Below are 15,352 nucleotides of genomic sequence, written 5' to 3'. Positions count from 1 at the left end.
CAGTTACTAATTCTTTTTCGGTTTCTAATCTTGATTCAGGTACTTATACCGTTATAGCAGTACAGTCTTTTAATGGTGAATCAAACTTAGAAGAAGCTATTGTGACTATTAATAATATCATAGAGCCTTTGCAGTATGATATAAATTCCGTTAATCAAAATTGTTCCGTAGGTGGTCAAATAGAAATTATTACGACTAATGGTACGGCTGCAGAGTATGAAATTATATCTGGTCCTGAAACGAGACCTCTCCAAACGTCTACTATTTTTGAAGGTTTAGCTCCAGGTACTTATAATATACGTGTTTTTGATATTTGCGGGCAGGGTGTAGTGACTACTTATACATTAATACTACAACCCGCAAGCCCCACAATATCTATACCTACCTATGACGAGTCAATTACTACTGATTGTGATTCTGTTATTATAACTAATACTATTACTTATCCAGATGGAATTGTTATCAGTTATCCATTAACTATTATTTATACTATATATCCTCCAAATGGAATTCCTGAGATTATACAAACTCAGGTGTATAATGAAGGTGTTCCAAATATGTTAGAATTGATTAATGAGTTTCAGTTATATGATGGTACACCGTATACTTATGATATTTCTATAACGAATGGTTGCGACATAGCGTATGGAAACTCAGGTATGGCAGTTAACCCTCAGCCTACACTAGCTTATACTATTGAGGAAATGGATTGTGGTACTAAGTATTTTATTTTAGATGCAGGTCATTATAGTCCTCCTTTTACATTGTTATTTGATGTAGTTCCTGAGAATGATGTTTTTAATCCTATTTTATTTAATCCAGAACATCCTGGACCATTTGATGATAATAATGCTATAAATGGTATTGTGGCTTATGGTGATATAAATACACCTGTCCCTGAGGGGAACTATTCTGTAGTTTTAATAGATGCTTGTGGTCGTACATCTGCTGTAGCTTTTGAGGTTGCAAATAATCTTCCTAATCCTACTGTTATTGGTAGAAATAATGGTTGCTTTTCAGATTTAGGTAGAATTATAGCTTTTATAGGTGAAAGAGATGTGGTTTCGGCAGAAATATTGGACGCGCCTCTTGCTTATGTAGAAACACTTAATGAGACTGAGTCATTACCACAAGATGTATCTTCTTTTATTAACAGTAATGGAAGATTAAATTTAACTAACCTTCCTCTAGGTACTTATTTAATTCGAATAATTGATGAATGCGGACAGGTTTATGAGAAAGAAGTAACAATTCCGCCATTTGTAGAGCAAGATTTTACCATAAGTACATTAATTGATTGTACTATAGGCTTAGGCTCTATAGAAATGTCGAGTGGTAACGGTGCATTAACATCTGTTATGTTACTATCTGCTCCTATGGGATATGAAGGTACTATTCCTTCAGATTTATCTGCAAGTATAGATTCGGGAGATTTATATTTAGATAATTTACCCGAAGGTAATTATACATTTCAAGGTATTGATATTTGTGGTCTTCAAAGAGAGCTAACCGTTACGGTAGAGGGGTATCAACCATCGGATAATCCATTTACTTTTATACCAAATTGTGGTTCTTTTGATATAATGATGACTGATGATGCTGTATCTTCTGGAGAACCTACTTATTGGCTGCAAAAGTTATTAAATGCAGATACAAATGAATGGGGACACCCTGATACAGCTGTTATATATCCAGACGATAGTATACCCACTGAAGATAACTCATTATCATTGCCTAATAATACTACAATATTCAATCTAACTTTTTCGGGAGATTTTAGAATTATTAAAGCTTTTGAAAGTTTTGGTAATGGAAATGAAGTAAAAAACTGCCTAGAAGTACTTGGTACATTTAATTATCTTAATCAACCAAGAATTAATGGTTTGTATAAACTATCATGTACTATTAATCCGGATGATATTTATATAGATGCAGATGGTATAGCTCCGCTTCATTATAGAATAGAGAACTCGGTAACTAATGAAGTCATTCTTGATAATGGTACAAACAATATATTTTCTAATCTTGCATCAGGTACTTATCAATTTGCGATAGAAGATGATTGTGGGAATATATCGCGCTTAACACAAAATATTGATGTATTACCTGATTTGGTAGTTGCCAATGAACCTAATTATGTTTTTGATTGCTTTGATGTTAATAATGAAATAGGTATCTCTCATGATTTTGATTTATCAGAATTGAATAGCATTATTCTAGGAGATCAGAATGAGAGCTTATATATACTTACTTACCATATTTCTCAAGCAGATGCAGATGCAGGAGTTAATGCATTACCAGAGTTATATACAGCAACTCAGTTGGCAACTACTATTTACGCCCGTCTTATTCATAATTATATATCTATTTGTTATGATGTTGTTTCTTTTCAATTATTACTTGCCCCAAATCCTGTATTACAATTACAGGAAACATATTATTTATGTGACGAAGATGCTATAGTGACATTATTTGCAGGAAACGGATATGATAGTTATTTATGGTCAACAGGTGAAACTTCATCTTCTATTACAGTAAGTGAACTCGGAAACTATACGGTTACTGTTACACAAGGATCATGTGATGCGAGTGGCGAGATTACAGTAGCATTATCATCTGTTCCAACTGTAATAGATATTGATACAGAGGACTGGACGTATAATAATAATACAATTATAGTATCTGTAATAGGCGATGGAGAGTATGAATATTCTATAGATGGTTTTTTATATCAAAATGAAAATGTTTTTACAGGTCTTGAGGCAGGAGTGTATACTGTTTACATTCGAGATATAAATGGTTGTGGTGTAGTAGAAGAGCAAGTAGTACTATTATACTATCCGAAGTTTTTTACTCCTAATGGCGATGGTATAAATGAGACTTGGAGAATACCTTTTTCTTTTTTCGAACCTGAATTAGATGTGTTTATATACGATAGGTATGGTAAACTTATTACGGGCTTTGATGCACAAAGCCAAGGGTGGGATGGCACATATAATGGTAAAAGATTACCTTCTACTGATTATTGGTTTGTGGTGAACCGTCAGGATGGAAGGGTACATAAGGGGCATTTTTCTTTACTTCGTTAATAGGCTCTTTACTATTTAGATAGTAACAATTTTTAAACACATAAAGCCCTGCTATTAAAAAATAGCAGGGCTTTATAAAGTTATACAGTTTTGTGTTGTATAAGATGTAGTAGAATTAGTTTTTTACAATTACCCTAAGAAAGTTTATTTCTTCTTTAAGATGTTGTATCTCTGCTCTAAGACTTTCTACAAGTATATCATATACTTCTTTGTTAGTACTACTAAGGTTTGCATTACTTTCTGTAATGTTGTTTTCTGTTTCATTAAAAACATAAGAGATATTTGTGTTTAATATTCTTACTATTTTTAAGAGTTTAACAACATTAAGCCTGCGGTCATCTTTTTCAAGTCTTCCGTAATTACTTTGCGTTACATCTAGTTGCAACGCCATTGCTTCTTGCGTGATGCCCTTCTCTTCTCTTAGCTTTTTTATTTTTTGCCCAATTACATTCATAATTTATTTAGTTTTAGATGTGTATTAATTTAAAAAATAATTAATTGTTAAGATTATAATTAAATAATTAATCTTAAATTTGAATAATTAATTGACTTATTATAAAGAATATAAGCTCTTTTTTAATTCGTTTTTTAATTACTTATTGAATTTCTATCGTAAAAGTAGCAAAGTGTAAATAATTACCGGGGGGCAGATTATTTTTTTCGACATACAGCTGTTTTTTTTCGATTAAAAACAAATAAATAATAGCTATATAATTATTTTTTAATAATTATTTTTTAAATCTTAAAAAAATGACAACTCTTATGAAGATTTGGATTTATGACAATCAATTAGGGTATTTTGATTTGTTAAAAAACAATACCCCCCAAAACTGTCAACTACAACACTTTAATGTGAATAATTGTAGTGAAGAAGATTCGAAAGATGGAGCAGACTCTCTAGTCTTTTTTCTTAATGATGAGCTAGAGTTATTGGACTATATGAAACTGCAACGCCCTGGTATGAAAACAATACTTTGTTCTCCGCTAGAAAGCGGTGCTATACTACAAAGAGATGGCGACTTTATACATATAGATGTAAACTTAAATAAAAATGATTTAGTAAACTCTATCCTTAAGCTAATTACTCCTATAAATTTAGCTTCGGAAGAGATACAAAAAAAGCCGGTATAACCGGCTTTTAATTATTGAGAGATAATAGATCTCGATATTACTATTTTCTGTATTTCAGATGTTCCCTCATATATCTGAGTTATTTTAGCATCACGCATTAAACGCTCAACATGGTATTCTTTAACATATCCGTTACCACCATGTATTTGTACAGCCTCTATAGTGGTGTCCATAGCTACTTGCGATGCATATAATTTTGCCATAGCTCCGCTGATGTCATAGTTATTATGGTTGTCTTTATCCCATGCTGCTTTAATACAAAGGTGACGAGCAGCCTCAATACTTACAGCCATATCAGCTAGTTTAAAAGCTATAGCTTGGTGGTTACATATCTCTGTGCCAAAAGCTTTACGCTCTTTAGAGTATTTAAGGGCTAATTCATAAGCTCCTGAGGCAATACCCAAAGCTTGTGAAGCAATACCAATTCTACCACCAGAAAGAGTTTTCATGGCAAATTTAAAACCAAACCCATCTTCGCCTATACGGTTTTCTTTAGGTACTTTAACATCAGTAAACATTAATGAGTGTGTATCAGAACCTCTAATACCTAGTTTTTGTTCTTTAGCGCCAATTTCAAAGCCTGGCATACCTTTTTCTATTATAAGGGCATTAATTCCTTTATGTTTTTTTTCAACATCGGTTTGTGCTATTACAAGATAAACATCGGCAGTATTACCGTTAGTTATCCAGTTTTTAGTACCGTTAAGTAAGTAATGGTCACCCTTGTCTATAGCAGTTGTTTTTTGTGATGTAGCATCACTTCCTGCTTCTGGTTCAGAAAGGCAGAAAGCTCCTATAATTTCGCCAGTAGCAAGACGTGTAAGGTATTTTTGTTTTTGTTCTTCTGTACCAAATGTTTGTAGTCCCCAGCAAACAAGTGAATTGTTTACAGACATAACTACTGAAGCTGAAGCATCTATTTTAGAAATTTCTTCCATAGCAAGTACATAAGATATAGTATCTAGCCCACTACCACCATATTTAGGGTCAACCATCATTCCTAAAAAGCCAAGCTCCCCCATTTTCTTTATTTGTTCAGTAGGGAAAGTTTGTGTTTCATCTCTTTCTATAACACCCGGCAGTAATTCTGTTTGTGCAAAATCTCTAGCTGCCTGCTGTATCATCAGGTGTTCTTCAGTAAGTTTAAAATCCATAAGTATCTAGCTTTGTTTTTTGTTTTATTGTGCTCAAATGTAATTATTAATTGCCAAATTTTCAACTAGAATAAGTAATTTTAGCCCATGAATAAGCAAAACTATAACGTTTTAGGGATTATGTCGGGTACATCACTCGACGGAGTCGATTTGGCGCATATTTCTTTGATCAAAGAAGGGGCACAATGGAGTTATGTAATACACGAATCGCAAACTGTTCCCTACAGCTCAGCATGGGTAAGGAGGTTGCAAGTAGCAATAGATTTTGATACTGATGCTTTGAAAATGCTTAATCAAGATTATACTGTTCTACTTACAGGAGTTATAAATGATTTTATAACTAAAAATAATATTAACAATCTTGATGCAGTTTGCTCGCACGGGCATACTATATTGCATCAGCCTAAAAATGGTGTTACATTGCAAATAGGAAATCTTCCATTTATAGCTAATATGGTAAGAAATACTGTGATTTACGATTTTAGAGTGCAAGATGTTGCTATGGGAGGGCAGGGAGCGCCCCTTGTACCTATAGGTGACAGGTTATTGTTTAGTGAATATGATTTTTGCCTTAATTTAGGTGGTTTTTCTAATATTTCTTTTGAGGAAGATGATGATAGAGTAGCATATGATATTTGCCCTGTAAATATAGTATTGAATTATTATGCAGGTATTTTAGGGTATGCTTATGATGATGGTGGTGCTATAGCAGCAACAGGTAGGGTAGTGCCCGAATTATTAGAATTACTCAATAATCTTGATTATTATAAAATGCCCTATCCTAAGTCATTAGGGTTTGAGTATGTAAAAGAGGTAGTATTACCTATTATGGAGCATAGCAATGGTGCTATAAAAGATAAGCTGTGCACATTTGCTACTCATAGTGCTGCTCAAATAGCGAAAGCGATTTTGAATAAAAAAGCAAATGGTAGTTTATTAGTAACAGGTGGCGGAGCTTATAATGATTTTCTAATTAATAAGCTTAAATATTTTTTACCATCTACAACTATTACTATACCAGACGATAAAACAATACAGTATAAAGAGGCATTAGTATTTGCCTTGCTAGGTGTTCTTAAATTGCGGAATGAAGTTAATGTTTTATGTAGTGTAACAGGAGCTAAAAGTAATCACAGTTCGGGTATTGTTATACAGCCTACAATACGCCCATTTTCTTAATGGCTTCTATAAGTTCATAATCATCACCACTTTTTCCTTGTAATAACATGTTTTTCATGCGCGCTTTTCTTTTCTCTATAGTACTTAATGATAATGGCACATAGTTGGGTATGTTTTTGGTAAGTATCCCTTCAGAGAGGCGCATGAGTATTTGCTTATCATAATTGTCAAGGTTGTAATTATCAAAAACTTGATCTTTTATTGATTTTACAATTTTATTACTAAAGTAAGTTTCATTGTTTTCAAAAATAACTTTAAAAGCATTAAGAAACTCATCAATATCAATGTCGCTTTTACATAATATACCCTTTGGGTTTATTTCTTTAATAAGCCTATCTACTAGCGTAGCTTCACTATGCATAGTAAGTATTATAATGGTACACTCAGGAATTGTGTTTTTAATGAGCATACCCAAGTCGAACCCTGAAAATATATTTTTATCAGGATATGGTGGTAAACTCAAATCTAAATATGCAATATCAAAAGGACTATTTTTGTTTGCAGATTCTACTATAAGTTTATATGCGTCTTCACAATTCAATGCTTTTGTGAAAACTAAATTATACCCTTCAAACTTTTCTTCAGATAGCACATTTGCATATCCGTTAACCGTCATAGGGTGATCATCAACGATTAAAATATTTAAATCTTTTATCATGAAATTAAGATATATACAAAATTAACAAAAATTACGGGAAAACCGTAAAATAGACAAAATGATTATTTTTAAATTGCCGAAATAATTTGCCTAGATTTTTTAGATGCAATATTCGTACCTAATTATAGATGATAATGACAATAATGTAAAGGAAATTTTATCTTCATTCGAAGGTTTCCCTGAATATTACTGTGCAGGTATAGCAACTAATAAAGATGAAGCTATAAATAAAATATTAGAACTTGAACCTCAAATTGTTTTTATAGAAGTAGCTTCAAAAAAAAGAGGTAGTAAATTATCTTTATCTATTATAAGCGACTTATATCAATTTTTAGATATATTGCCTTATTTTGTGGTACTTACTAGTACCCCAAAATATGCTTTTGATGCTATAAAAGCTGGAGTTTCAGATTATTTATTGAAGCCACTTAGCACAATGGAGTTGCGAAAAACATTATTGAAGTTCCAGAAAACAAATCCTGTAATAGCCAATAATACAATTTGTATACGCTCTTATGGTGATTATCAATTTATTTCATTGCATGATATTGTTTATTTAAAAGCAGATAATAATACTACCGATTTCTATTTGCAAAATGGGAGGAAACTTACTGCTTATAAAACATTAAAACATTATGAAGCAAACTTACCTTTATTCTTTTTCCGTATTCATAATAGTTATATTGTAAACAGTAATTACATTTCGCGTATTAATACAGGAAAATCATTATGCTACCTAAATCATAGTGATGTTTCTATATCGTTTTCCAAAACCTTTAAGGAAAATGTTGATGCTATAATAAAAAAAATAGCACCTGAATATTTGTAATATAACTAATTACCCTTAAAATCGGTCGAGTTACTCACAGACTCATGCACTTTACCAAACGTATTGTAAATCATTATGCTACGGTGTTTTTTGCACCTATTTTTGTATCAGAAATAATCGGAATAACGATTGTTTTTCTAAAGAAATTAATTTAAAAGAAATACACATCCTTACAATTAAAAAAATTTGATTATCATGAAAAAAAATCTTCTTATCTTAGGTTTAGTAGCATTTTTAGGTCTAACCGCTACATCTTGTTCTACTGATGACAGCGATATGAATACAGAAACTCAGGCTGATGGTATACCTTTTCCAAATACTGGTACCCCTGTTGATAATGGAGATAAAGATCTTCCATTACCTCCTATGAAGCCATAATTATAAAGTTAACATAAAATATAGTATTTTTGAGGGCATTAGTATAAAACTAATGCCCTCAAAAATTTGAATATACTTCGTGAAATAGTCCTTGTTTTTAGTCTACTGTTTTTAGTTACATCTTGTAATTCGCCGAATGATAGGATGTTGTCTAAAACCAAGGCGGGTGAATACCTTGATAAGTCTGATGATGCTATATTAGGATCTGATGAGCGTCAGAAATATGTTGACTCTGCATACTCTAAGCTACAGTCGAGTAATCTAAACGATTCTGTTGCTCGATATCTATATACTCGAACAATAGCAGCTTACTATAACTTAGATTTATATGATAAATCACTTTCGGTAAGTAAAGATGTGCTTAGGATGGCAACAGAAGCAAATGATACTTTGGGTATGGCAAATACTATGTATAGAATAGGATATACATACTATACTAAAGCCAATAATGATACTGCTTTTTATTATTATGATCAGGCCGAAAAACTCTATTTAAATCTTAATGAGCCAGGAACACTAGGAGAAATTATTTTATATAAAGCTTATATTTATTATAGTATTGGCGAGTATCTCTTATGCGAAGTAGAGGCTGTTAAAGCATTAGAATTGCTTAAAAAAGATAATAAAACAGTACATATATATAATTGTCATAACCTTATTGCGGCAGCCCTAGAAGAACAGAGTGATACAGAAGAAGCTTTAAGGTATTATAATGATGCTTTAAAATATCTTGATAATTTTAAAAATGAAGGCTATTCAGATGCTAGTATTGAGTTATATAAAGCTTCATGTTATAACAATATGGGAGGGGTCTATGTTGAAGAGAAGAATTATAAAAAGGCCATAAGTATTTATAATGATGCTTTAAAAATTAATGATTTAAAAAACAGAACAACCTCCTTGTATGCCAAGCTTTTAAATAACTTGGCTTATGCTAAGTTTAAAGCAGGTGACGATTTTATGCTTCCTGAGTTGTTTTATGAATCATTACATATTAGAGATAGTATTAACAATCAGTCTGGAATAGTAGCAAGTAATATTCATCTCGGTGAATATTTTGCTTCAAAACAAGATACTGTACAGGCTTTAAAGTATCTTAATGCTGCCTATAGTACTGCTAAAGATATTAAAAGTCATTTTGATATACTTAACAGCTTAAAGCTACTTGCGGAGCTGGATAAAGATCAGAGTCTTTATTATTCTAATCGATATATTACTGTAAATGATAGTTTACAAACTAAGGCTCGTGCTAATAGGGAAAAATATGCTAGGATAGAATATGAAACAAACAAGCTCCAAGATGAAAAAGAAGCCCTAGTTAAAAAGAATAGTTTTATAATAGGGGTATCTGCTATAGTATTATTATTTGTAGCTGCTATTTTTATCATTTACTATCTAAATTCTAAAAACAAAGAATTATTACTTGTACAAGAACAACAAAAAGCAAATGAAGAGGTCTATCATTTAATGAATGAGCAGCAAACTAAAATAGATATTGCTCGTAAAGATGAAAAGAACAGGATAGCTATGGAGTTGCATGATGGTATACTTAATAATATTTATGCAGTACGACTTAATTTAGAATTCATCAATAAAAAATCTGATGATGAGTCTATATTGAAGAGAAAAGAGTTTATAAAAGAGCTGCAAACTGTAGAAACAGAGATACGAGCAGTATCGCATGATCTTAATAAAAATGCTATGTTGCAGCAAGAGAAGAGTTTTGAGAGTATACTAGAGTATATGATATCTAGTCAAAAAAACTCATTTAATACTATATTTGAGCCAGAAATAGCCAGAAATATAGATTGGGATTCGTTATCTAATATACTTAAAGTTAATATATATAGGGTTATACAAGAGGCGCTTCAAAACATAAATAAGTACTCTAAAGCTGATTATGCAAAAGTAACTGTAAATAAAGACAGAGATAATATAGTTATTATAGTAACTGATAACGGTGTTGGGTTTGACACACAATCTACAAAGGGAGGTATAGGTCTTAAAAATCTTAATAAACGTGCATTAGCATTGAATGGTAATATAGAAATTACCTCACAGCCTGGTGATGGGTCAATAATTAAAGTTACATTTCCTATCTAATACAAAAAAATACGATATTCTCATTTATATGTTTTATATATTTGTGTCGATTTAAAAAATACACAACAAATGAAAGATTTATTAAACAAATTCGAAAATAAAGAACCTGAAATAGTATTTAACTGGAAAGACAGCGAAACCGAAGCTGAAGGCTGGACAGTAATAAACTCTCTTCGTGGTGGTGCAGCCGGTGGCGGTACTCGTATGCGAAAAGGTCTTGATATGAATGAGGTACTTTCGCTTGCTAAAACTATGGAGGTAAAGTTTAGTGTTTCTGGTCCTGCAATAGGTGGTGCTAAATCAGGAATAAACTTTGACCCTGCCGACCCTCGTAAAAAAGGGGTGTTACAACGTTGGTATAAAGCTGTTTCTCCATTGTTAAAAAGTTATTATGGAACAGGAGGCGACCTTAATGTAGATGAAATACACGAGGTTATCCCGATGACAGAAGAGTGTGGTGTGTGGCACCCACAAGAAGGTGTTTTTAACGGACACTTTAAGCCTACCGAAGCTGATAAAATAAATAGAATAGGTCAATTACGTCAAGGAGTTGTTAAGGTTATAGAAAACCCAACTTTTTCTCCAGATGTTGATAAAAAATATACCATTGCCGATATGATTACAGGTTATGGTGTTGCAGAGGCGGTTCGTCATTTCTATACTATATATGGAGGTGATGTAAAAGGTAAAAAAGCTATTGTACAGGGCTTTGGTAACGTAGGTTCGGCAGCGGCATTCTATCTTGCAGAGATGGGGGCAAAAGTTGTAGGTATTATAGACCGCGATGGTGGTGTAATGAATAAAGACGGTTTTACATTTGAAGAAATAAGAACTCTTTTCCTTAATAAAGATGGTAACAAGTTAGTTGCCGAAAATATGATTCCGTTTGAAACGATAAACAAAGAAATTTGGAATATTGGAGCAGACATATTTGTACCATGTGCAGCATCAAGACTGGTAACTAAAGATCAAATTGATAATATGATTGCTTCAGGACTTGAAGTAATATCTTGTGGTGCTAATGTGCCTTTTGCAGATAAAGAAATCTTCTTTGGTTCTATTATGGAAGCTACAGATAGTAAAGTGAGTTTAATTCCTGACTTTATTTCAAACTGTGGTATGGCACGAGTATTTGCTTACTTTATGGAGAAAAAAGTAAGTATGACAGATGAAGCTGTATTTAAAGATACGTCTGAAACGATACAAAGAGCAATACAAAATGTACATGCACAAAATAGTTCTAAAACTAATATAAGTCATACGGCTTTTGAAATTGCATTAAAACAACTAGTGTAATTATAGAAATAGAATAAAAAAATAGTAATTTTAATGGCAGATGGTATTCTGCCATTTTTTTGTTATGAACTATAAAGAAACTACAGCATGGATGTTTAATAAACTCCCCATGTACCAGCAACAAGGCGCTTTTGCTTATAAAAAAGATCTTACTAATACGCTATTGTTGGCAGATCATTTAGGCAACCCAGAACGCAAAATAAAAACTATTCATATAGCAGGGACTAATGGTAAAGGCTCTGTGTCAAATATGCTTGCATCGGTATTACAAGAAGCAGGCTACAAAACAGGATTATACACCTCGCCCCATTTAAAAGATTTTAGAGAACGCATCAAGATAAATGGGCAAGATATACCTGAAGAGTATGTATGTCGCTTTATAGACGAAAATAAACCTTTTTTTGAGGCGCAACAGTTAAGTTTTTTTGAGATGACCGTTGGACTTGCTTTTGACTATTTTGTGAAAGAGGAGGTAGATATTGCGGTTATAGAAACAGGAATGGGAGGTAGGCTCGACTCTACCAATATTATTAAGCCATTAGTGTCGGTAATAACTAATATAGGGTTAGATCATACCCAGTTTTTAGGTACTACAGAGGTGGCTATAGCTGGGGAGAAAGCAGGTATTGTTAAAGAGGATATTTCAGTAGTTATAGGCGAATATACAAATGATACTAAACCTGTTTTTGAAAAAGTGGCTCATACAAACAATGCACCTATTTATTTTGTACAAGATGAGATTCATGAGTTGTACCCTTCCGATTTATTAGGTAGTTATCAGGAGCAAAACCAAAAAACAGTTTTACAAACTCTTACTGTATTACAAAAGCATTTAGAAATTTCAGAACAAGCTATTAAAGAAGGATTGCTTAATGTTGTTGCTAATACTGGTTTCATGGGTAGATGGCAACAGGTGCACACTAATCCAGTAGCTATTTGCGATACTGCACATAATAAACATGGGTTAACGTTAGTAATGCAACAAGTACAACGGCAGCAATTTGATGTTTTAAGAATTGTTTTTGGGGTAGTAAATGATAAAGACTTAGCAGAGATATTACCACTATTGCCTAAAAAAGCGCAGTATTATTTTTGTAAGCCTAATGTGCCAAGAGGTCTCACTGCCGAAGAACTACAAGCCGAAGCACACCTTTTTGGGTTAGAAGGAAGAGTATATCATTCTGTAACAAATGCTTATGATGCTGCGTTGTCTGATTCGGCTGCGACTGATTTTATTTATGTGGGTGGAAGTACGTTTGTAGTAGCAGAAATTTTATAATTTTTTAAAATTATGTTTGCAAATATCAAAAACTAACCTATATTTGCACTCGCAATAACAAACAAGATTACTCTTGAAAGTTAAGCGGCATAAGGGCAATTAGCTCAGTTGGTTCAGAGCATCTCGTTTACACCGAGAGGGTCGGGGGTTCGAATCCCTCATTGCCCACAAAAAAACTTCTTAATTTTTTAAGGAGTTTTTTTTATGCCTATACTTTTCCTGTTACTTTTGTTGTTTTTAATTTCTTCTACAATATATAGTATAGAAACAAAACATAATTGTATGGATTATGACAAATTTATTTTCTGCCTCGAAGCTGTAAATGATGTAGAGAAAGAAAGTGCAACTGATGTGCTAGAACATTTAGAACAATTAGCTTTTCAGCAGCATATTGATAGTATTTATAAAACATGCGATACTATAGAGGGGCTAGAAGAAAGCTTGAATGCATTGCTCTATGATGATCATAATTTTAAGAATTATGAAATTATCTATTTAATAATGCAAGGTGAGGAAAATAATATTTGTCTTAATGGGTATTATTATAGTTTAGAAGAAATTGCTGAGCTATTTGATGGTAAAATGCGTGGTAAAGTTATACATTTTGCTAATGCTAAAATATTAGATTTGACGGAGGACGAAGCGCAATATTTTTTAGATATAACAGGAGCACGCGCTATTTCGGGTTATGGCGAAGCAGCATATCATAAAGTAACGAGTACTGCTCTAGATAAACTTTTCTTTAGCTTGTGTCAGGATGAAGATGATGTAATAGAAATTGTAGAGGAGTTACACCAAAAACAATATGCGTTATGCAAATTGCTTGATTTTAGGTTGTACTATTAATGCTACAAGTATTTTTATTAGGTTTTATATATTTTATTATGAAACTTCAATAGACATCTATTTTATATTACTTATGAGTGAGTGTCTATAAAACTTCTAAAACTCTTTCTAGTGCCATGCCTCGAGATCCTTTTATAAGGAGAGTGTTGTTTTGGATATTTTTGTTTGCGAACTTCTTACTGAAGGTGTCAAAGCTTTCAAAAAAGTGTATGTTTTCTTTTTCAATTTTATTGGCAAAAAAGGCTTTACCTACAAAGTAAATGGCTACAGTATCTACATTTGCTAGCAAATTAATTATTTTTTTATGCTCTTCCATGCTTTCGATGCCAAGCTCGAACATGTCGCCAAGTACAGCAGTTTTGTTCTTGCCTTCAAGCTGTAAAAAATTGTTTATAGCAGCGCTCATACTGCTTGGGTTCGCGTTATAGGCATCGAGGATTATTTTATTGCTGTTTTTGTCAATTAATTGGGATCTATTATTGTTTGGTGTATAACCTTCAAGAGCCTTTTTTATTTTTGAATCGCTAACTTTAAAATAAGAGCCTATAGCAATTGCTGCGCTTATATTTGGTGCATTATAGCTGCCTATAAGGTTAGTTTGTATCTCTTGAGAGTTGTATACAACTTTTACCATAGGGGTTGCTGTTACGGCTTTAATATTAACGTCCCCGTTGGGGTTATTTATAGCAAATGTATATCGAGAAATAGTTGCTGTTTTCTCTTTCTGAATTGTATCATCAAGATTTACAAATGCAGTTTTTGTATTATTTTTAAGGTAAGTATAGAGTTCGCTTTTACCTTTTATTACACCTTCATATCCGCCAAAACCTTCAAGATGTGCCTTCCCAAAATTAGTGATATACCCGAAATTTGGTTCGGCTATAGAGCAAAGGAATTCTATTTCTTTTTGATGGTTAGCTCCCATTTCTACAATACCTATCTCGGTTTCTTTGGTGAAAGAGAGTATTGTGAGTGGTACACCAATATGATTGTTGAGGTTTCCTACGGTTGCTCTAGTGTTATACTTTGCCGAAAGTACAGTGTTGATAAGCTCTTTAGTGGTTGTTTTTCCGTTACTACCTGTTAGTGCAATAACGGGTAGTCCTAGGGTTTTTCTGTGAAAATTAGCTAGCTCTTGTAATGCGGTAAGAGAGTTCTCTACAAGTAGTATTCTTTCGTTAGTTTTATATTCAGGGTCATCAACTACGGCATATTTTGCTCCTTTTACTAAAGCTTCTTCTGCAAAAGTATTAGCATTAAAATTATCTCCTTTAAGAGCGATAAACAAGGTGTCAGGTTCAATTTTACGAGTGTCTGTAGCGACAGAGGTACATTGATTGAAATAACTGTAGAGTTGTGCTATATCCATATATAAAAAAAATAAAGCCCTAAGATAGGGCTTTATTAAAT

Annotated in this window: 13 protein-coding genes and 1 tRNA gene (1 of these 14 cut by a window edge); 10 read left to right on the top strand and 4 right to left on the bottom strand. The window is 32.7% G+C overall.

Going from position 1 to position 15,352, the window contains the following annotated elements; all coding sequences use genetic code 11:
- Positions 1-3,089: the 3' portion of a T9SS type B sorting domain-containing protein gene (locus tag DVK85_RS01905; RefSeq protein WP_114676817.1), read on the top strand. It extends 208 nt beyond the left edge of the window; the window shows 3,089 of its 3,297 coding nt (coding positions 209-3,297); its start codon lies off the left edge, out of view; its stop codon occupies positions 3,087-3,089.
- 115 nt (positions 3,090-3,204) lie between these two features.
- Here DVK85_RS01905 and DVK85_RS01900 read toward each other — a convergent pair whose 3' ends face one another.
- On the bottom strand, positions 3,205-3,543 hold the full coding sequence (locus DVK85_RS01900; protein WP_114676816.1) for a helix-turn-helix domain-containing protein: 339 nt from the start codon (positions 3,541-3,543) through the stop codon (positions 3,205-3,207).
- Positions 3,544-3,851: 308 nt separating this feature from the next.
- On the opposite strand from DVK85_RS01900, the gene DVK85_RS01895 reads away from it, so the two are divergent.
- Positions 3,852-4,220, top strand: a complete 369-nt coding sequence (locus tag DVK85_RS01895; RefSeq protein WP_127960538.1) for a hypothetical protein — start codon at positions 3,852-3,854, stop codon at positions 4,218-4,220.
- 11 nt (positions 4,221-4,231) lie between these two features.
- Here DVK85_RS01895 and DVK85_RS01890 read toward each other — a convergent pair whose 3' ends face one another.
- The gene (locus tag DVK85_RS01890; RefSeq protein WP_114676814.1) at positions 4,232-5,374 is read right to left on the bottom strand and encodes an acyl-CoA dehydrogenase; all 1,143 of its coding nucleotides are present in this window, start codon (positions 5,372-5,374) and stop codon (positions 4,232-4,234) included.
- An 87-nt stretch (positions 5,375-5,461) separates the two neighbouring features.
- Between DVK85_RS01890 and DVK85_RS01885 the strand changes: the two genes are divergently transcribed.
- Positions 5,462-6,553, top strand: a complete 1,092-nt coding sequence (locus tag DVK85_RS01885) for an anhydro-N-acetylmuramic acid kinase (protein ID WP_114676813.1) — start codon at positions 5,462-5,464, stop codon at positions 6,551-6,553.
- Here DVK85_RS01885 and DVK85_RS01880 read toward each other — a convergent pair.
- A complete protein-coding gene (locus tag DVK85_RS01880; protein ID WP_114676812.1) occupies positions 6,531-7,211 on the bottom strand; it encodes a response regulator in 681 nt (226 codons plus the stop codon). The genes DVK85_RS01885 and DVK85_RS01880 overlap by 23 nt on opposite strands.
- Positions 7,212-7,314: 103 nt before the next feature.
- Here DVK85_RS01880 and DVK85_RS01875 point away from each other — a divergent pair, with 103 nt between their 5' ends.
- The 7 genes from DVK85_RS01875 (at position 7,315) to DVK85_RS01845 (ending at position 13,942) form a co-directional block, all read left to right on the top strand.
- Entirely contained in the window at positions 7,315-8,040 is a 726-nt protein-coding gene (locus DVK85_RS01875) for a LytR/AlgR family response regulator transcription factor (RefSeq protein WP_114676811.1), read from the top strand.
- Positions 8,041-8,235: 195 nt separating this feature from the next.
- The gene (locus tag DVK85_RS01870) at positions 8,236-8,418 is read left to right on the top strand and encodes a hypothetical protein (RefSeq protein WP_114676810.1); all 183 of its coding nucleotides are present in this window, start codon (positions 8,236-8,238) and stop codon (positions 8,416-8,418) included.
- Between the two features lie 66 nt (positions 8,419-8,484).
- Positions 8,485-10,521, top strand: a complete 2,037-nt coding sequence (locus tag DVK85_RS01865) for a tetratricopeptide repeat-containing sensor histidine kinase (RefSeq protein ID WP_127960537.1) — start codon at positions 8,485-8,487, stop codon at positions 10,519-10,521.
- Between the two features lie 69 nt (positions 10,522-10,590).
- Positions 10,591-11,817 carry a Glu/Leu/Phe/Val dehydrogenase dimerization domain-containing protein gene (locus DVK85_RS01860; RefSeq protein WP_114676808.1) on the top strand — a complete coding sequence of 409 codons (1,227 nt, stop codon included), beginning with the start codon at positions 10,591-10,593 and terminating at the stop codon, positions 11,815-11,817.
- A 64-nt stretch (positions 11,818-11,881) separates the two neighbouring features.
- Positions 11,882-13,096, top strand: a complete 1,215-nt coding sequence (locus tag DVK85_RS01855) for a bifunctional folylpolyglutamate synthase/dihydrofolate synthase (protein ID WP_114676807.1) — start codon at positions 11,882-11,884, stop codon at positions 13,094-13,096.
- Between the two features lie 93 nt (positions 13,097-13,189).
- Positions 13,190-13,264 (top strand) — tRNA-Val (locus tag DVK85_RS01850).
- 114 nt (positions 13,265-13,378) lie between these two features.
- Complete coding sequence (locus tag DVK85_RS01845) at positions 13,379-13,942, top strand: DUF6642 family protein (RefSeq protein ID WP_114678955.1); 564 nt, start codon at positions 13,379-13,381, stop codon at positions 13,940-13,942.
- 85 nt (positions 13,943-14,027) lie between these two features.
- Here DVK85_RS01845 and DVK85_RS01840 read toward each other — a convergent pair whose 3' ends face one another.
- Positions 14,028-15,311 (bottom strand): UDP-N-acetylmuramoyl-tripeptide--D-alanyl-D-alanine ligase, encoded by a 1,284-nt coding sequence (locus DVK85_RS01840; protein ID WP_114676806.1) that lies wholly within the window; start codon positions 15,309-15,311, stop codon positions 14,028-14,030.
- Positions 15,312-15,352 lie beyond the last annotated feature (41 nt).

Origin of the sequence: Flavobacterium arcticum, from assembly GCF_003344925.1 — a bacterium.
Lineage (GTDB): Bacteria > Bacteroidota > Bacteroidia > Flavobacteriales > Flavobacteriaceae > Flavobacterium > Flavobacterium arcticum.
Note: the sequence above shows the minus strand (reverse complement) of the source record. Positions and strands in the feature narration are given on the sequence as shown.